This window comes from Pandoraea sp. E26 (genome assembly GCF_000681415.1).
Lineage (GTDB): Bacteria > Pseudomonadota > Gammaproteobacteria > Burkholderiales > Burkholderiaceae > Pandoraea > Pandoraea pnomenusa.
In genome coordinates this window covers 44,316-61,288 of sequence record NZ_AYXJ01000029.1, presented here as the reverse complement: position 1 = coordinate 61,288, position 16,973 = coordinate 44,316, and the positions used below count along the sequence as shown (strand labels likewise).

Here is a 16,973-nt window from a genome sequence, read left to right as displayed (position 1 = left end):
TAGTGGCCTATGTTCGCCATGAATAGGTGCCTGATGACCACTATTACCTGTGTTCCGCGCCCATTCCGTCTTCAACTCCATTGGCGAGTTAACGCCCCCATGTCGGGAAGAGCACGCTAAATCACCTAGGTCGGTAGGAATGAGCGGACATGATTCTCTGCCGTTCTACTTGCGGCGCACTTCATGCTCTCATTGGGGAAAATTCTCGATCGCCCCGACCATGCGCAATTCCGAACGCGAGCAAAAGTGACGCATTGTCACAGCAAAGCCTCTCGACCACTTGAGCCGCCCAGTTGAAGTATTCCCGCCTCTGATCAAGAGACCACCCCGAAGGCGGCGCATCCACCAAGTCACGCAAGTTGCAAGTGGCGTCAGCGATTTTTATGAGGGCAGCGTTGTGTGACTTTTCTGGCGCGAATTGCACTTGCAAATCCTTTCGCTTCTGCTTTGGCAGCGTCTTGTCGTCCGTCACTTCCGAAACGATCTGCGCGACCTCTGCACCAAACAGCGATCTCAGTTCGTCAACTGTTGTCCCCGTGTCCTCGATGGTGTCGTGGAGAATTGCAGCCATCAGTACTGAAATATCGCTAACCTCACCCACCGTCGCAAGCAAATGAGCGACCGCGATCGGATGATTGATATAGGGTGACGCATCGGCGTCCTTCCGACGCTGATTCCTGTGTCGCTCGGCCGCGAACTGGATCGCGCCGAGCAAATCTCCCGGATTACTCATTAGCCCTGTCCATTGAATGCGCGCGGACTCAAACCCGGTGCGCGTTTATCGAAATTGCGCCCGCACCAGAATCATGTTTTCTGAGTACCCACATCGGTGCTCGGGCTACCAGTTATCGACCAAGCAGCCCGGGCAAGCTCAGCGTGATCGGCCATCGGGCAAACGTAGCCGCGTCGAGCGAGCGTTCGTGCAGTGATCTCGTTGCCCCATAGCGCGTAACGTCCCACGTAGAGCCCGTACGCGCACCACAGCAACAGCGACACCATGTAGAAGTCCCTGTTCGCATATGCGAGCTCCTCCGGTATCACGTCGATGAGCCCAATCCATACCGAACTGCCTGTGCGAAGCAACGTTTGCGCGACGATGTAGCCGATGACGATCAACGCCGGGAGGTACAGACGGCGCCTTGCATACGCAACAATCGCTACGATTGGAAACGCGAGCCCGAACCAAAACGACCAGGCCACGCCGACCTTCACTGAGACGACGGTTTCATCTTTTTTCATCAGAACATTCATGATTCTTCCCCGTTGTACGTGCGACTTCGATCGGCAAGGAATGCCGCAGCGGCTTACTTCTTCGGAATGAGTACGATTGCCCTAGAACGATCATCGAATTCCTTCGTGCCGTCGGGCCAAACGAGGAGATCCCCGATAACGCTGACCGTTTGAGAGGCGTCTTCGAGCCGGTTAATTTGCTCGGCGGCACTTTCAGGCACACTCCCGACGTAACGAAGCTTGTACTGACGGTCACCAACCTGAAGTGCGGTGAAGCCGCCGGCGGCGTCGTGGTCAAATACGAGCGTTCCATAAAGGGTCACCCCTGCGATTACGGACGTCTTCGGTGGCAGCGGGGCTGGTCCAGTGCCGGGAAGAACAAGCACTCGACCGCTTTCTGCCGTCACGCTAAGTGCGCGCGTTCTAGCGCCGTAGGCGTCAGCAATGCACTCGCTGCTACGACACTTGTCGCGAATAGTCGTCCGCCACTTGTTCTGGTCTCTTCGAAGCCCTACCTTGTCAGTTGCCCGGGCCGACGCCGAAGCAAACGCCTGTGCGAGTTGACTATCCAGCGCTGAAAGCTCAGGGCTAATGCAGATCGAACGCTCAACCGAACTCGTCGCTTTGCGGCAGTCGAACGAGGGCTGCGACGTCTCGGCCCGCGCCCACCCGGCGAAAGCAGATCCGATCACGATGAACGTGACCACCAGCACGCTTCGTGCACGCCTCGAACTGTTAATCCCCAAACTCATCGGATTGCTCCCGCAGCTTGCTGGCATCGTGAAGTCATGCCGCCGCCGAACGTGAGCAGCGTCGTGACATTGATAATTCCCTTTTGCAGTTCATCGCGTGCGGTCGTTGCACAGGCCTGAGCCACTTGGTCATAACCATCGCTCTTGATGTGCGCCCGAATATCCGCCACCAATCCGCGCGTGTCGACGTACCGCTTGGTGTTTTCAAGGTCGGCAGGTTTGCGCAACTCGATGAGCTTGACCAAATCCGCGCCACACACATTGATTGCCGTGACGTATTGCTGGCAGGCCGGAGGAATCGACTGTGCCGTGACACTTTCTGCGGCACCAGCCAGCAGGACGATGAGCCCCGAATACAACATCTTTTTCATTCTTCAGTTTCCCGAAAGTTCGTCGGACGTTTTCCCATTGCTTCACTCAGGACAAATTGTAGCATTTGTCTTGTAAATAAAAATGTCTACAAGATAAGTGCCGTGGTTACGCGTCATGTTTCAACCAAGAATCCTGGGGACTTCGTTCTTCGGGAAGGTCTTGATGAGAAGCTTGAGGGAGTGCTTTGCCGAAACGGTCAGAGCCCGCCGCAAACACTTGAAGTTGTCGCAAGAGGCATTCGCGGACAAAGTGGACATGGACAGAACGTCGATTAGCCGCATCGAGCGCACCGCTCCAAACGTTTCAATCAGAACGGTCTTTCGGATCGCCCAAGCACTTCAAACGAAACCGAGCGCGTTGCTCGTCGGCGAATACGCCGAGCAGTCGATGAAATCGGTGCCGCCTGAAGTATTCGGTCACGCGGTTAGAGATGCACGCGTGATTCGCGGCCTGTCGCAAAAGGCGGTGGGAGATATGATCGGGATGGATCGGAACTACGTGAGCACGATAGAGCGCTCCGAAGAACTTCCTACGCTTGATACTCTGGAAAAATTCGTCGGCGCCCTTGACCTGGACGTGCGGGCTATTTTCGGCTGATCAATTCCCAGAGGGCTCATCTGACTTGATAGTCGAATTGATAGTCGATCGAAGCACCAATAAAAAAATCCCTTGAAATCAAGGGCTTTTTCACATCTTTGGCGGAGAGAGGGGGATTCGAACCCCCGATAGGCTATTAACCTATACACGCTTTCCAGGCGTGCGACTTAAACCACTCATCCATCTCTCCTGAATGGTCGCGCATTATAGCAGGTTGGCGGCAACATCTCACCCCCTTTTGTAGGGCGGGGGATCAAATATGGCACCTCCCCTGCGGTCACGGGCGTCGCAGATGGTCCACCAGGTGTCTGTCGCGCTCGCTCGGGCGCCCGCCCAGCAGGCTGAACGCGATCGCCACCGCAAACCCCACCGGCACCCCGAACGCCCCCGCCGAAATCGGGTCCACGCCCCACCACCGTGCTCCCGCAAATCCCGTCAACCGCGTGAAGAACGGGTACGTCGTCATGATGTAGTACACGCACACCAACAACCCGCTCACCATGCCCGCCGTCGCCCCCAGACGCGTCGTGCGCTTCCAAAACACCCCCAGCACCAGCGCCGGAAACAGGCAGGATGCCGCCAGCGAAAACGCCGCCCCCACCAGAAACAAAATGTTCCCCAACTTCAGCGACGTCACGTACGACGCAAACATCGCCACGCATAACAACAGTATCTTCGACGTCGTCACCCGCTTCTGACTCGACGCATTCCGATCCACCATGTGAAAGTACACGTCGTGCGACAACGCATTCGCAATCGTCAGCAACAATCCGTCCGCCGTCGACAGCACCGCCGCCAACGCCCCCGCCGCAACCAGTCCGGATATCACATACGGCAATCCCGCAATCTCCGGGCCCGCCAGCACCAGCATGTCCGGCTGCATCCAGATCTCGCCCCACTGCACCACCCCGTCCCGGTACACGTCGGAGATGTCCAACTGCACCGGCGTCGCGTGCCGCCATTGCGTCACCCACCCCGGCAAGTTCTCGTATCGGGCACCGACCAGATGCAGCAACACGTCATACTTCAACATCACCGCGAGCGCCGGCGCACTCACATACAGCAGCGCCACGAAGAACAACGTCCACCCCACAGAACTCCGCGCACCCTGCACCGTCGCCGTCGTGCCATATCGCGTCAGAATGTGTGGCAGACTCGCCGTCCCGATCATCAGGCACACCATCAGCAACAGGAAATTCAACCGCTGCGAACTGCGCGTGGTGTCGTCCCTCGCCGGGAACGGCTCCGTCATCGCATGCGGCGGTTCGCTGCGCTCCGCATACTGATTGCGCATCTCCAGCCACCGATTCTGCGCCTCGCCCACGTCGCGCGGAAACGCCTCCAACTTCGTCTCCAGCACCTTCACGTCACGCAACGGGCCATTGCGACGCTTCGTGTCCAGCAACTGCCGCTCCAGCTCGGCCCGCTCGCTGTAAAAACTGTCCGGCAACCCGTCCAGCCGTCGCTGCATCTGCTCGGCCTGCTCGCGGTAATAGTCCCGCACCTCTCGCTCAGGCACCGACTGCTGAATGTCTCGCTCCAGCGCCTCGACCTTCGCCAGCGCCTTGCCGTAGGTGAACTGCGGAAACCAGCCATTGCCCGTCTGATGCCCAATCATGGCCGTCGGCACCAGAAACGCCGTGATCATGATGATGTACTGCGCCACCTGGGTCCACGTCACCGCACGCATGCCGCCCAGGAACGAACACACCAGAATGCCCGCCAGCCCGAAGAAGATCCCGATCGTGAACTCGACGCCGATGAAACGCGACGCGATCATCCCCACGCCCTGAATCTGCGCCACCAGATACACGAACGAACACAGAATCGTCGAAAACACCCCCAGCGCACGCACCAGATTGCTGTCGTAACGCGTGCCCAGAAAGTCCGGCACCGTGTACCGTCCCATCTTGCGCAAGTACGGCGCCAACAGAAACGCCACCAGACAATATCCGCCCGTCCATCCCATGACGTAAGCCAGGCCGTCGTAACCGGAAACGTACAGCGACCCCGCCAACCCCATGAACGACGCCGCGCTCATCCAGTCCGCCGCGCACGCCATGCCATTGAACATCGGCGGCACACGACGCCCCGCCACGTAGTACTCGGCCGCGTCGGACGTGCGGGATATCAGCCCGATCACCGCATACACGGCAATCGTCACGAACAGGAACGCATACCCGATCCAGACGCCCGGACCGTTCACACGCTCAAGCAATCCGATCATCAGCACGAACGCGAGAAACCCCGCTGTGTAATACAGGTAGTAACGCAGCAGCCTGCGCGTGAAACTCATCGGGGAGCGCGCGCCGACGTGGCGCGAGAGAGGGGGGCAGGCATTGCGCCGAATTCAGCGCCGGCATCGCGCATTCCGAGGCTGTCCCGATGCGCATCGCGCAACGCCGAGAGCGCCCGGCGATACTGGGTATCGTTGCGACGTTGCATCGCGACGTAGATCATGATCAGCACAATGTCGATCAGGATCGCCCCCTGCGCACCCATGTAGAACGGCAGCGGCCAGCCCGCGAATCGCATCGCGGCCCATTCCCGCGCCCAGAACTGTGGCACGAAAGTCACCACGAATCCGATGGCCATCAGCACCGCCACGAGCCGTAGCGTCCGGCGCCAGTGACGTGTCGCGATGCTCGCCGCCTCGCCATGCCAGTCGACGTCGGGCGGCGTGCCGCCGGAACGCATGTCCGAACGCACGCCACCAACGCCGAAGGTCGCGGATGCGGCAGGTGTGCCCGCCGCCCCCGTCTGCGAACGCTTAGCCATGACCGGCCGGGAACCCCGCGCTTACTGCGCCTGCTTGAGCTGCTCCAGAATGGCCGGATTCTCGAGCGTGGACGTGTCCTGCGTGATCTCCTCGCCCTTGGCAATCACTCGCAACAAGCGACGCATGATCTTGCCGGAGCGGGTCTTCGGCAGATTGTCCCCGAAGCGGATGTCCTTCGGCTTGGCGATCGGCCCGATTTCCTTGCCGACCCAGTTGCGCAGCTCGAGCGCGATCTGCTTGGCTTCGTCCCCCGTCGGACGCGAACGCTTGAGCACCACGAACGCCACGATCGCCTCGCCCGTGGTGTCGTCCGGACGCCCCACCACCGCCGCTTCCGCCACAATTGGATTCGCCACCAGCGCCGACTCGATCTCCATCGTGCCCATGCGGTGACCGGAAACGTTCAGCACGTCGTCGATTCGCCCCATGATCGTGAAGTAACCGGTCTTGGCGTCGCGAATCGATCCGTCGCCGGCCAGATAGATTCGGCCACCCAGCTCCGACGGAAAATAGCTCGACTTGTAACGCTCCGGGTCGCCCCAGATGGTGCGGATCATCGACGGCCACGGACGCTTGATCACCAGCATGCCGCCCTGACCGTTCGGCACGTCCTGCCCCGTCTCGTCGACGATGGCCACGGCGACGCCCGGCAACCCCAACGTGCACGACCCCGGCACCAGCGGCGTCGCGCCCGGCAGCGGCGTGATCACATGTCCGCCCGTCTCCGTCTGCCACCACGTGTCGACGATCGGACAACGCCCGCCGCCAACGTTCTCGTAGTACCACATCCACGCTTCCGGATTGATCGGCTCGCCGACCGATCCGAGAATGCGCAACGACGACAGGTCGTACTGCTTCGGATGCACGTCCGGCGTCTGCTCGGCCGCCTTGATCAGCGATCGGATCGCAGTCGGCGCCGTGTAAAAGACGCTGACCTTGTGACGGCCGATCATCTCCCAGAAACGACCGGCGTTCGGATACGTCGGCACCCCCTCGAACACGACCTGGGTCGCGCCCACAGCGAGCGGACCGTAGGCAATGTACGTATGCCCGGTAATCCAGCCTATGTCGGCCGTGCACCAGAAGACATCGTCAGGCTTGATGTCGAAGGTCCACTGCATGGTGAGCGACGCCCACAGCAGGTAACCACCGGTGCTGTGCTGCACGCCCTTGGGCTTGCCCGTCGATCCCGACGTGTAAAGGATGAACAGCGGATGCTCCGCACCGACCCACTCCGGCGCGCACTGATCCGATTGACCCGCAACGAGATCCTGCATGACTTCGTCGCGACCGGCCTGCATCGCCACATTCCCGCCCGTGCGACGGTAGACGATCACCGACTTCACATGGTCGCACCCCCCCATGGCAAGCGCCTCGTCGACGATGGCCTTCAGGGGCAGCGCCTTGCCGCCACGCATCTGCTCATCGGCCGTGACGATGGCCACCGCGCCGGCATCGATCACGCGCTCGTTGAGCGACTTCGCCGAGAAACCGCCGAACACCACCGAGTGCGTCGCGCCAATACGGGCGCATGCCTGCATGGCCACCACACCTTCGATCGACATCGGCATGTAAATGACCACGCGGTCGCCCTTTTTCACGCCCTTGGCCTTGAGCGCATTGGCGAAACGACTCACGCGTGCGAGCAAGTCCCGGTAAGTCACCGGCGTCACGGTGCCGTCATCGGACTCGAACAGGATGGCGTTCTTGTCGCCCAGGCCCGCCTCGATCTGACGGTCCAGGCAATTGTAGGAAGCGTTGATCTGACCGTCTTCGAACCACGTGTAGAACGGGGCGTTGGTCTCGTCGAGGACTTTGGTGAACGGCTTGTGCCAGGCCAGGTTCTCGCGCGCCTGACGCGCCCAGAAACCCTCGTAATCCTTCTCGGCCTCGGCGCACAGCGCCTCATAGGCGGGCATGCCGGAGATGTTCGCTTTGGCGACCAGCGCCTGCGGCGGCGCGAAAACGCGCTGCTCCTGCAAAACCGATTCGATTGCTGCCATGAGTTGTCCCCTCTTATGGATATGCAAATACGATTGCAATCAAGCCAAAACCAATCGCTAACGTCACATTAAGACGAGCGACTTACTAACGCCTTACACTGGTGCACACGCTTCGCGCCTCCTGCGCGCGGGACTCGCGCGAACGCGTCGACGCTGTGCCGCAGACTGTGGCGTATTCGCTACAATCCTACCCGTATCAACCCTATCCCGCCACCCCGGACTCGCCCGGAGCGCCCGTGAATTCGACATCTCAGCCTCCGACGCCCCCTCATACCCAGCCCGGGACGCCGACCGCCGACCGGCTGTTCGCCCGGTTTCCGAGCTTCGCGCTTGCGCTGGCCATGACGTTCGTGGGCACCAACGTGGGCATCGGCAAGACGATGGTGGCCGTGATGCCCGTCGCGGCCTTCGCGCTGTGGCGCTTTCTCATCGCCATTGCCGCCCTGTCGCCCCGTTACCGGCCTTCCGTCATGCGACGCGTGACGCGAAACCAGTGGAAGCACCTCTTCGTGCAGACGTTCTTCGGCACGTTCCTGTTTACACTGCTCATGCTCCACGGCGTGCGCCTGACCACGGCCACCGCCGCGGGCGTGATCACCGCCACGCTGCCCGCCTGCGTCGCACTGCTCTCCTGGGCGGTGCTGCGCGAGCACCCGTCGCGCCGCACGCTCGTAAGCATCGGACTGGCGATTGCCGGCGTGGCGCTGCTCAATGTCTCGCGCGGCGACGCCCACGGCGCCAGCGGCACGGGCGGTGCCCCGAGCGCCTGGCTGGGCAACGCGCTCGTGCTCGGCGCGGTGCTCTGCGAGAGCATCTACGTGATCGTCTCGAAACGCCTGGCCGCCGAGCTGCCCGCCATCGACATCTGCGCCTATACGCACCTGATTGGCGGCGCGCTGATGCTGCCCCTGGGCGCGGCAGGCCTGATGGCCGTGGACTACGCGGCACTCACGCCCGGCCACTGGGCCCTCATCGTCTGGTATGGCCTGGCGGCGAGCGTTTTCTCGTTTTTCCTGTGGATGCGCGGCATTCGGCACGTCAGCGCGCAGCTTGCCGGCGTTTTCACAGCGATGGTGCCCGTCTCGGCCACTGCGTACGGCGTGATTTTCCTCGGCGAGCGCCTGTCCGTCGCTCAGGGCGCCGCGCTGGCGCTCACCGTCGCGGGGATCGTCCTGGCCGCGCTCCCTTCGCCCGGCTCACGCAAGACGCTATTGCCGGCCCGCGATTGAATCGGCCGCGGCGCGGCGGGCAAGACGTTGTAAAATGCCCGCCATGCCGAATTTCGCGACGCGAAATCCGTGACCTGCCATCAGGCACCGTCCCGCGCGCCGCGTCTATTTGATTCGCGTATTTGATAACCCTCGTCTGCGGCCGTCCGCGCAGGCGAACGCCCCCACTCAAAACAGCCATGTCGACTCCCGGCCGCCCGTCCGACGCGCCGATGCGCCCCCTGCCCCGCATCATCTTCTTCAGCCGCTGGCTGCAACTGCCGCTGTACCTGGGGCTGATCGCCGCGCAAGGCGTCTACGTCTACAAATTCCTTGCCGAACTCTGGCATCTCATCTCGCACGCAGCGACCTTCGACGAAACGCAGATCATGCTTGTCGTGCTCGGCCTGATCGACGTGGTGATGATCTCGAACCTGCTGATCATGGTGATCATCGGCGGCTACGAGACGTTTGTCTCGCGTCTGGGCGTCGAGGGCCATCCGGACGAGCCGGAATGGCTCGATCACGTGAACGCCGGCGTGCTCAAGGTGAAGTTGTCGATGGCGCTCATCAGCATCTCGTCGATTCACCTGCTCAAGACGTTCATCGACGCCTCGCAGCAAACGCCGCACACGATCATGTGGCAGGTGATCATTCACTGCGCATTCCTGCTTTCCGCCGTGGTCATGGCCGTCGTCAACAAGATGACGAACGAGAGCCACGCCCCGGCCTACGCCTCCCCCCAAGTCCTTACCTCTACCAGTTCCCACTAAGTCGAGAGTCGTTTCATGTCTACCGTCATTAAAGAAGACGACGTCATCCAGAGCGTCGCCGGTGCCCTGCAGTACATCAGCTACTACCATCCGGACGATTACATCCAGGCGCTGGGCCGTGCCTACGAGGCCGAGCAAAGCCCCGCCGCCAAGGACGCCATCGCGCAGATCCTGACCAACAGCCGCATGTGCGCCGAAGGCCGCCGTCCGCTGTGCCAGGACACCGGCATCGTGACCGTCTTCGTGAAGGTCGGCATGAACGTGCGCTGGGACGCCAAGCGCAGCCTCACCGACATGATCAACGAAGGCGTGCGCCAGGCCTACATGCACCCGGACAACGTGCTGCGCGCCTCGATCGTGGCGCCGCCCGAAGCCGGACGCAAGAACACGAAGGACAACACGCCGGCCGTCATTCACTACGAAATCGTGGAAGGCGACAAGGTCGACATCACAGTCGCGGCCAAGGGCGGCGGCTCGGAGAACAAGTCGAAGTTCGTGATGCTCAACCCGTCGGACTCGATCGTCGACTGGGTCGTGAAGACCGTGCCGACGATGGGCGCCGGCTGGTGCCCGCCCGGCATGCTCGGCATCGGTATCGGCGGCACGGCGGAAAAGGCGATGGTGCTCGCCAAGGAATCGCTCATGGACCCGATCGACATCCATGACGTGATCAAGCGCGGTCCGCAGAACTGGAACGAAGAACTGCGTATCGAGCTGTTCGAGAAGGTGAACGCGCTCGGTATCGGCGCACAGGGTCTGGGCGGTCTGGCCACCGTGCTCGACGTGAAGATTCTCGACTACCCGACGCACGCCGCGTCGAAGCCGGTCGCCATGATCCCGAACTGCGCGGCCACGCGTCACGCGCACTTCACGCTGGACGGCTCGGGCCCGTCGTTCCTCGCCGCCCCGTCGCTCGACGCCTGGCCGAATGTGCACTGGGCGCCGAACACCGAAACGAGCAAGCGCGTCGATCTCGACATGCTCACGCCGGAAGAAGTCGCCAGCTGGACGCCGGGCCAGACGCTGCTGCTCTCGGGCAAGATGCTCACCGGCCGCGACGCCGCGCACAAGCGCATCGCCGACATGATCGCCAAGGGCGAGCCGCTGCCGGTCGACTTCAAGGGCCGCGCGATCTATTACGTGGGCCCCGTCGATCCGGTGCGCGACGAAGTCGTCGGCCCGGCAGGCCCGACCACCTCGACCCGCATGGACAAGTTCACCGACATGATGCTGTCGAAGACGGGTCTGGCGGTCATGATCGGCAAGTCCGAGCGCGGTCCGGCCGCCATCGAAGCCATCAAGAAGCACAAGGCGGCCTACCTGATGGCTGTGGGCGGCGCCGCCTACCTCGTGTCCAAGGCGATTCGCGCCGCGCGCGTGCTGGCCTTCGAAGACCTCGGCATGGAAGCTATCTATGAGTTCGACGTCAAGGACATGCCCGTAACGGTGGCCGTGGACGCGACCGGCGTGTCGGTGCACAACACCGGCCCGAAGGAATGGCAGGCGAAGATCGGCAAGATTCCGGTCGCTGCCGAGTAATCGCGTCGCTTCCCACCACGAAAAACCCGGCTCCGGCCGGGTTTTTTTGTTCACCACCGTGCGAGAATGGCTCGCATTACCATTCGCACCTCGGTTCACGAAAAGCCTTGCAGAGCTTGGCTTTCCAGCCGTTTCCGGCTACTCTTCAACGGCTCGCAAACTGCATAACAAGGGATCCGAAATGAAAGGCGACAAGAAAGTCCTCGAACTCCTCAACGCACAGCTCACCAACGAGCTGACGGCGATCAACCAGTACTTTCTGCACGCCCGCATGTATAACCACTGGGGCCTCGAGAAACTCGGCAAGCACGAGTACGATGAGTCCATCGGCGAGATGAAGCACGCCGACAAGCTGATCGAACGCATCTTCATGCTCGACGGCCTGCCGAACCTTCAGGACCTGCACAAGCTGCTCATCGGCGAGACGACCGACGAAATCCTGAAGTGCGATCTGAAGCTTGAATACATCTCGCAGAAGACCTGCAAGGACGGTATCGAGCATTGCGAAAAGGTGAAGGACTTCGTATCGCGCGAACTCTTCAACGAAATTCTGCACGACACCGAAGAGCACATCGATTGGCTCGAGACGCAGATCGAACTGATCGACAAAGTCGGTCTCCAGAATTACCAGCAGTCGGGCATGGCGTCGTTCGAAGAATAAGCCCGTCACCCACAAAACCTGGACAACAAGACGCATCGCCGCGCCGATATCGGTTTGCCGGCTTTGCGCTAGAATTTCGGGGCCGGCCACTTGCCGGCCCTTTTTTATTCACCATGTCCTCCAACGCGCCGATTGGCGTCTTCGATTCCGGCCTCGGCGGCCTGTCAGTCCTTCAGGCCGTTCGCGCCCTGCTGCCCCAAGAGTCGCTGCTCTACGTCGCCGACTCCCGCTACGCACCCTATGGGGAGCGCCCCGACACGTTCATCGAACAGCGCAGCCTCGCCATTGGTCGATGGCTGCGCGCACATGGCGCGAAGGCGCTCGTCGTGGCGTGCAATACCGCCACCGCGCACGGCGTGGCGGCCCTGCGCGCCGACGCCGCCTGGCCGGTCGTCGGGGTCGAGCCCGGCATCAAGCCGGCGGCCGCAGCATCGAAGACGGGCGTGATCGGCGTGCTGGCCACGGCAGCAACGCTGCGCAGCGCGCGATTCGCGGACCTGCTTGCGCGGCATACGGCGCAAGGCCAGCGCTTCCTCTGCCAACCCGGGCATGGACTGGTCGAGCGCATCGAAGCCGGGGATGTGGGCTCGGCCGATGTCGTGGCACTGCTCGAACGTTTTATCGAGCCGATGCTCGCGCAAGGCGTCGACACGCTGGTGCTCGGTTGCACCCATTACCCGTTCCTCATTCCGGCCATCGAGCGGCGCTTCGGCAATGCTCTCACGCTCATCGATACCGGCGCCGCCATCGCGCGTCAGTTGCAACGCCGCCTCGAGACGGCCGAACTGAGCGCGCCGACGCAGTGCGAGTCGCCGCCTGGCCTCGCCGGCACGCTCCAACTGTTCACCACCGCAAGCCCGCACGCCTTGCAGAAGATGGCCGACCGCCTGCTGCCGCACGCCCCGGGCGTTCAGGCGGTCCGGATCCCCGGGACCGGCGAAGCCAACGAAGTCACCGAATGCGTCCCAAACGACGCGGCCCGCCTGGACTTGCCGCCCAACCTTCCCATCGCGTCAGCCTGACACCGTTTCCCTGTATCCCTGAATGCAACATGGGATAGGTGGATGGCGCTTGCAAATCTCGGCAACTTAAATAATAATTATTCTCATTAGTGTTACATTTTGACGTTTTCATCATGATCGTCTGCGTCTGCAAGTCCGTTTCCGAGCGCCAGATCAAGGCATGCCTCGATGCCGGAGCCACCACCCTGGAAGATCTTCAGATCGACCTGGGCGTTGCGCTGTGCTGCGGCAAGTGCGGCCCGTACGTTCAGGAGATGGTGTCGGGTGTCACGCCGTGCTGCGGTCGGTCGTGCGGTGGCTGCTGTCAATCGGCGCAGGCCGACGCCACGACCGAGGTCGTGTTCACGCAGCGCGACCTCGCGCTGGCGGCCTGAGGCATCCGGCAAGCCCTGACGTCATCCGTTTCGATTTCCCCGTCCCGATGCGGTCTTCACCGCAGCGCGACGCTACGAAGCCAGCCAGGCGTCTCGCGGCGTCATGCGCCAGCCAGCGACCCGTCACCCTCGGAGGTGTCAGATGGAACTCCTGATCGGCTTCGTTTCGACGTTATGTTTATCGTTCTTCCTGTTTCGAAGGTGAGTCGGTGCACGGTGCCTGACTCGCTGCATTCGCCGACCGCGCCCCCTGGCGCGGTTTTCCTTTGATCGCACGTCCGGCCATCCCGAACCCCGAGGCTTCGCGCATCGCGCACCACTCGACGTTCATCTGCCGCAAACTAGCGTACCCTAGCCGTTAACATGTCGACCGCCGTGCCCCCTGCCGTGACGACTTCCGGTCGTGCGCCCACCTCGATTCGTGACCCGCTGACGTCGCCGCGCGCCATTGTGATCGCGGGCGCGATCGTCGTTCTCCATATCGCCGCCCTGGTCGGTTTGTCGCAGCTGCGCAACGCCCCGGAAAAAGCGACCATCGAACCGACCACCTTCACTGCCACGATCATTCCGCTCACGCCCGCGCCCACGCCGCCGCAACCCGCGCCGCCCAAGCCGCAGCCGGAGCCGCCGAAGCCGCGCGTGACCCCGCCGCCGCCCAAGCCACGCGTGCAGCCCAGGAATGCCATCACGCAGAAGGCCGAGCCGGTCGCGCCCGCGCCCCAGCCCACGCCGGCCGCCCCGGTGCAGAACGCCGCACCCACCCCGCCGGCGCCGCCCGCGCCGACACCGGCACCCGCACCGTCCGGTCCGATCGAAGGTCTGGCCGTGAAATGCGAAGAGCCGCGCGTGGTCTATCCCACACAGTCGCGACGCGTGGGCGAGGAAGGCACGGTCACGCTGCGGCTGGTGATCGACACGCGCGGTGTGGTCGCGAGCGCGAACGTCATCAAGTCGAGCGGCTTCTCGCGGCTGGATCAGGCCGCCCGCACCGCCGCGCTGGCAATGCGCTGCGCGCCCCCGATGCAAAACGGTCGCGCGGTGGAAGCCGCCGCGACCAAGCCGTTTAACTTCAATCTGAACGATTAACGAACTGGATCTCCCGAGGAACGCAAAATGCAAGAGTATGGTTTGAGCCACGTCTGGGCACAGGGCGATTTCGTCACCCGAGCCATCGCGATCGTGCTGCTGGTGATGTCGGTGCTGTCCTGGACGGTCATCATCATCAAGGGCACGCAAGTCTTCCGCCTGAGCCGCCTCACGCGCTCCGCCGAACCCGATTTCTGGCATTCGGAGAACTTCTCCGCCGGTTTGCAGAAGCTCGGCGAATCGGGCCAGAACAATCCGTTCCTCGCGCTGGCCCTCGCCGGTCAGGACGCCGCCGAGCATCATCGCCAGAGCCAGCCGCATCTGCACGACAAGATGGACGTGAGCGACTGGATCACGCGCGCGCTCAAGAATTCGGTGGACGACACGGTCTCGCGCCTGCAAAGCGGCCTGGCCATGCTCGCCTCGATCGGCTCGACGTCGCCGTTCGTGGGATTGTTCGGTACGGTGTGGGGCATCTACCACGCGCTGCTGGCGATCGGCGCCTCGGGTCAGACGACCATCGACAAGGTGGCAGGCCCGGTGGGCGAAGCCCTCATCATGACCGCGTTCGGTCTGTTCGTCGCCATCCCGGCCGTGCTCGGGTTCAACGCGCTCACGCGCGCCAACAAGGGCATCGTCTCGAAGCTCAACCGCTTCGCCCACAGCCTGCACGCCTATTTCCTGACCGGCGCGAGCCTGCACTCGACGCAGTTCGCCAGCAACGTCACGCCGGTGCGCAAGCCGTCCACGCCGGCCAGCGCCAGCTAAGCCGGCGCACGAAACAAGGAGTTCGCCATGGCCATGGGTTCATACAGCAGCGACGACGGCGCCGACGACGCAATGATGAGCGAGATCAACATGACGCCGCTCGTCGACGTCATGTTGGTGCTGCTGATCATCTTCATCGTGACGCTGCCGGTGCTCAATCACGCGGTCAAGCTCGATCTGCCGCAGGCAAGCAACCAGCCGGAAGACACCAAGCCCGCCAAGATCGACGTCTCGATCCAGGCGGACGGCACAGTCTACTGGGACAAGCAGGCCATCGACGAGGCCACGCTCAAGGCACGCCTGGCCCAGGCGGCCGAGGCGCAGCCGCAGCCGGAGCTGCACCTGTTCGCCGACAAGAATGTGCGTTACGAGAGCGTTGCGAAGGTGCTCTCCGACGCCCAGACGGCAGGCGTGACCAAGCTCGGTTTCGTGACCGAGCCCGCGACGAAGTAGTCCGCACGCGTTCCACCGATCCGACGCTTCGCGCAAGTCGAAGCCGTCGCAGTACACAAAGCGCGGTGCCGGTCACCGCGCTTTTTCCATCCCCGCCCTTGCCCCGGCGCCGTCACCGCCCGCGCAGACTCGCTCGACTTTCCCGCCTCTCTCCCATCACTTTTCCGCCATTTCCCGATGAAGTTCACGCATTGTTCCAATCGGGTAACAATGCTTCCAGCGTTACGGGCTACTCCCGGTACCGGCCACCCCGATATAGTGGGGACATGACATTGGACGCGTCACGCCGCCCCGGCCCGCGTCCCCACAGGAGATTGCCCCATGAGCACCACCTTCGCCCGTCCGGTCGCCCGTGTCTTCACGGCAGCGCAAACGCAGGAAGGCGCCGGTTTTCACGTCAACCGCCCCTTCCCCACGCGCATGATGATGGACTTCGATCCGTTCCTGCTGCTCGACGAGATGGGTCCGATGCAGGTGGCCCCCGGCGACGCCAAGGGCGCGCCTGACCATCCGCACCGCGGTTTCGAGACCGTCACGTACCTGCTCGCCGGAGAAATGGAGCACCGCGACTCGCAAGGGCACGCCGGCAAGCTCACGCCCGGCGACGTGCAATGGATGACGGCCGGTGCGGGCGTGATTCACTCCGAAATGCCGTCGCAGGCCTTCCAGCAACGCGGCGGCGAAATGCACGGCTTTCAGCTCTGGGTGAACCTGCCGCGCACGGACAAGATGATGACGCCACGCTATCAGGAGCTGCCGGCTGCCGGCATCCCGAGCGCAACGAGCGAAGACGGCAAGGTGTCGGTGCGCGTGATCGCCGGCGAGGCGTTGGGCACACGCGCCGCCATCGAGACGCGCACGCCGATCCTGTACCAGCACTTCACGCTGCAACCGCAGGCGCTGCTCGATCATCCCGTGCCCGCCGACTTCAACGTGTTCGCCTACGTGATCGACGGCGAAGGCAATTTCGGTGCCGAGCCCGTTGCCGCCAAGGCGCATCAGATGGTCGTGTTCGGCAACGACGGCGAGAGCATTACCGTGCGCAACGATGGCGATCGGCCAGTGTCGTTCCTGCTGATCGGCGGCAAGCCGCTGGGTGAGCCGGTGGCACGCTACGGCCCGTTCGTGATGAACACCGAGAGCGAGATCCGCCAGGCGATCCTCGACTTCCAGGCGGGTCGCATGGGCCGCATCCCGGCCTCGGGCGCGGGCGCGACTGCCTAAGGGCAGCGTCCCCGGCCGCACGACAGCAGCATCCGGCGCGGCGCAAGCCGCCCCATCGTTCGCACCGGCCCGGCGAATTTGGGTCACAATGACACTCATTGAGTGCATCGTGGCCCATACGTTCGCCGGGCC

18 protein-coding genes and 1 tRNA gene are annotated in these 16,973 nt (G+C 62.8%); 11 read left to right on the top strand and 8 right to left on the bottom strand.

Annotated elements, in window-relative coordinates; all coding sequences use genetic code 11:
* Positions 1–181: 181 nt before the first annotated feature.
* The 4 genes from W930_RS28000 to W930_RS0118120 form a co-directional block, all read right to left on the bottom strand.
* Positions 182–733: an HD domain-containing protein gene (locus W930_RS28000; RefSeq protein WP_024788664.1), complete on the bottom strand. Its 552-nt coding sequence runs from the start codon at positions 731–733 to the stop codon at positions 182–184.
* 71 nt (positions 734–804) lie between these two features.
* Positions 805–1,251 carry a hypothetical protein gene (locus W930_RS0118130; protein ID WP_023873204.1) on the bottom strand — a complete coding sequence of 149 codons (447 nt, stop codon included), beginning with the start codon at positions 1,249–1,251 and terminating at the stop codon, positions 805–807.
* A gap of 53 nt (positions 1,252–1,304) precedes the next feature.
* The gene (locus tag W930_RS27995; protein WP_036656090.1) at positions 1,305–1,943 is read right to left on the bottom strand and encodes a lysozyme inhibitor LprI family protein; all 639 of its coding nucleotides are present in this window, start codon (positions 1,941–1,943) and stop codon (positions 1,305–1,307) included.
* Between the two features lie 35 nt (positions 1,944–1,978).
* On the bottom strand, positions 1,979–2,353 hold the full coding sequence (locus tag W930_RS0118120; RefSeq protein WP_023873202.1) for a hypothetical protein: 375 nt from the start codon (positions 2,351–2,353) through the stop codon (positions 1,979–1,981).
* Positions 2,354–2,468: 115 nt separating this feature from the next.
* Between W930_RS0118120 and W930_RS31165 the strand changes: the two genes are divergently transcribed.
* A complete protein-coding gene (locus tag W930_RS31165) occupies positions 2,469–2,951 on the top strand; it encodes a helix-turn-helix domain-containing protein (protein ID WP_023873201.1) in 483 nt (160 codons plus the stop codon).
* Between the two features lie 99 nt (positions 2,952–3,050).
* On the opposite strand, the gene W930_RS0118110 is transcribed toward W930_RS31165, so the two are convergent.
* From W930_RS0118110 to acs, 4 genes are all read right to left on the bottom strand, one after another.
* Positions 3,051–3,141, bottom strand: a tRNA-Ser gene (locus tag W930_RS0118110).
* A gap of 87 nt (positions 3,142–3,228) precedes the next feature.
* Complete coding sequence (locus W930_RS0118105; protein ID WP_023597419.1) at positions 3,229–5,247, bottom strand: sodium:solute symporter family protein; 2,019 nt, start codon at positions 5,245–5,247, stop codon at positions 3,229–3,231.
* Positions 5,244–5,729, bottom strand: a complete 486-nt coding sequence (locus W930_RS29715) for a DUF4212 domain-containing protein (protein WP_235195557.1) — start codon at positions 5,727–5,729, stop codon at positions 5,244–5,246. Before W930_RS29715 ends, W930_RS0118105 begins: the two co-directional genes overlap by 4 nt.
* A 21-nt stretch (positions 5,730–5,750) precedes the next feature.
* On the bottom strand, positions 5,751–7,733 hold the full coding sequence (gene acs, locus W930_RS0118095; protein WP_023597420.1) for an acetate--CoA ligase: 1,983 nt from the start codon (positions 7,731–7,733) through the stop codon (positions 5,751–5,753).
* Between the two features lie 302 nt (positions 7,734–8,035).
* On the opposite strand from acs, the gene W930_RS0118090 reads away from it, so the two are divergent.
* From W930_RS0118090 to W930_RS0118045, 10 genes are all read left to right on the top strand, one after another.
* Entirely contained in the window at positions 8,036–8,962 is a 927-nt protein-coding gene (locus tag W930_RS0118090; RefSeq protein WP_255343985.1) for a DMT family transporter, read from the top strand.
* A 179-nt stretch (positions 8,963–9,141) separates the two neighbouring features.
* Positions 9,142–9,714, top strand: a complete 573-nt coding sequence (locus W930_RS0118085; RefSeq protein ID WP_023597422.1) for a TIGR00645 family protein — start codon at positions 9,142–9,144, stop codon at positions 9,712–9,714.
* 15 nt (positions 9,715–9,729) lie between these two features.
* Positions 9,730–11,253 carry a fumarate hydratase gene (locus W930_RS0118080; protein WP_023873197.1) on the top strand — a complete coding sequence of 508 codons (1,524 nt, stop codon included), beginning with the start codon at positions 9,730–9,732 and terminating at the stop codon, positions 11,251–11,253.
* A gap of 181 nt (positions 11,254–11,434) precedes the next feature.
* The gene (gene bfr / locus W930_RS0118075; protein WP_023873196.1) at positions 11,435–11,914 is read left to right on the top strand and encodes a bacterioferritin; all 480 of its coding nucleotides are present in this window, start codon (positions 11,435–11,437) and stop codon (positions 11,912–11,914) included.
* Between the two features lie 113 nt (positions 11,915–12,027).
* A complete protein-coding gene (murI, locus tag W930_RS0118070) occupies positions 12,028–12,936 on the top strand; it encodes a glutamate racemase (protein ID WP_023597425.1) in 909 nt (302 codons plus the stop codon).
* Between the two features lie 113 nt (positions 12,937–13,049).
* Positions 13,050–13,310, top strand: a complete 261-nt coding sequence (locus W930_RS27980; protein WP_023597426.1) for a bacterioferritin-associated ferredoxin — start codon at positions 13,050–13,052, stop codon at positions 13,308–13,310.
* Between the two features lie 363 nt (positions 13,311–13,673).
* Positions 13,674–14,396: an energy transducer TonB gene (locus W930_RS0118060; protein ID WP_023873194.1), complete on the top strand. Its 723-nt coding sequence runs from the start codon at positions 13,674–13,676 to the stop codon at positions 14,394–14,396.
* A 27-nt stretch (positions 14,397–14,423) separates the two neighbouring features.
* The gene (locus W930_RS0118055) at positions 14,424–15,164 is read left to right on the top strand and encodes a MotA/TolQ/ExbB proton channel family protein (RefSeq protein WP_023873193.1); all 741 of its coding nucleotides are present in this window, start codon (positions 14,424–14,426) and stop codon (positions 15,162–15,164) included.
* Between the two features lie 27 nt (positions 15,165–15,191).
* Complete coding sequence (locus W930_RS0118050; protein WP_023873192.1) at positions 15,192–15,617, top strand: biopolymer transporter ExbD; 426 nt, start codon at positions 15,192–15,194, stop codon at positions 15,615–15,617.
* A 321-nt stretch (positions 15,618–15,938) separates the two neighbouring features.
* Complete coding sequence (locus tag W930_RS0118045; RefSeq protein ID WP_023873191.1) at positions 15,939–16,841, top strand: pirin family protein; 903 nt, start codon at positions 15,939–15,941, stop codon at positions 16,839–16,841.
* Positions 16,842–16,973 lie beyond the last annotated feature (132 nt).

Excerpts from the sequence above, each read along its gene's own strand:
- W930_RS0118055 (WP_023873193.1), top strand. The coding sequence starts at position 14,424 with ATGCAAGAGTATGGTTTGAGCCACGTCTGGGCACAGGGCGATTTCGTC.
- W930_RS0118045 (WP_023873191.1), top strand. The coding sequence starts at position 15,939 with ATGAGCACCACCTTCGCCCGTCCGGTCGCCCGTGTCTTCACGGCAGCG.
- acs (WP_023597420.1), bottom strand. The coding sequence starts at position 7,733 with ATGGCAGCAATCGAATCGGTTTTGCAGGAGCAGCGCGTTTTCGCGCCG.
- W930_RS0118050 (WP_023873192.1), top strand. The coding sequence starts at position 15,192 with ATGGCCATGGGTTCATACAGCAGCGACGACGGCGCCGACGACGCAATG.
- W930_RS31165 (WP_023873201.1), top strand. The coding sequence starts at position 2,469 with ATGTTTCAACCAAGAATCCTGGGGACTTCGTTCTTCGGGAAGGTCTTG.
- W930_RS0118130 (WP_023873204.1), bottom strand. The coding sequence starts at position 1,251 with ATGAATGTTCTGATGAAAAAAGATGAAACCGTCGTCTCAGTGAAGGTC.
- W930_RS0118060 (WP_023873194.1), top strand. The coding sequence starts at position 13,674 with ATGTCGACCGCCGTGCCCCCTGCCGTGACGACTTCCGGTCGTGCGCCC.
- W930_RS0118085 (WP_023597422.1), top strand. The coding sequence starts at position 9,142 with ATGTCGACTCCCGGCCGCCCGTCCGACGCGCCGATGCGCCCCCTGCCC.
- bfr (WP_023873196.1), top strand. The coding sequence starts at position 11,435 with ATGAAAGGCGACAAGAAAGTCCTCGAACTCCTCAACGCACAGCTCACC.
- murI (WP_023597425.1), top strand. The coding sequence starts at position 12,028 with ATGTCCTCCAACGCGCCGATTGGCGTCTTCGATTCCGGCCTCGGCGGC.
- W930_RS0118105 (WP_023597419.1), bottom strand. The coding sequence starts at position 5,247 with ATGAGTTTCACGCGCAGGCTGCTGCGTTACTACCTGTATTACACAGCG.
- W930_RS0118080 (WP_023873197.1), top strand. The coding sequence starts at position 9,730 with ATGTCTACCGTCATTAAAGAAGACGACGTCATCCAGAGCGTCGCCGGT.
- W930_RS0118120 (WP_023873202.1), bottom strand. The coding sequence starts at position 2,353 with ATGAAAAAGATGTTGTATTCGGGGCTCATCGTCCTGCTGGCTGGTGCC.
- W930_RS27980 (WP_023597426.1), top strand. The coding sequence starts at position 13,050 with ATGATCGTCTGCGTCTGCAAGTCCGTTTCCGAGCGCCAGATCAAGGCA.
- W930_RS28000 (WP_024788664.1), bottom strand. The coding sequence starts at position 733 with ATGAGTAATCCGGGAGATTTGCTCGGCGCGATCCAGTTCGCGGCCGAG.
- W930_RS29715 (WP_235195557.1), bottom strand. The coding sequence starts at position 5,729 with ATGGCTAAGCGTTCGCAGACGGGGGCGGCGGGCACACCTGCCGCATCC.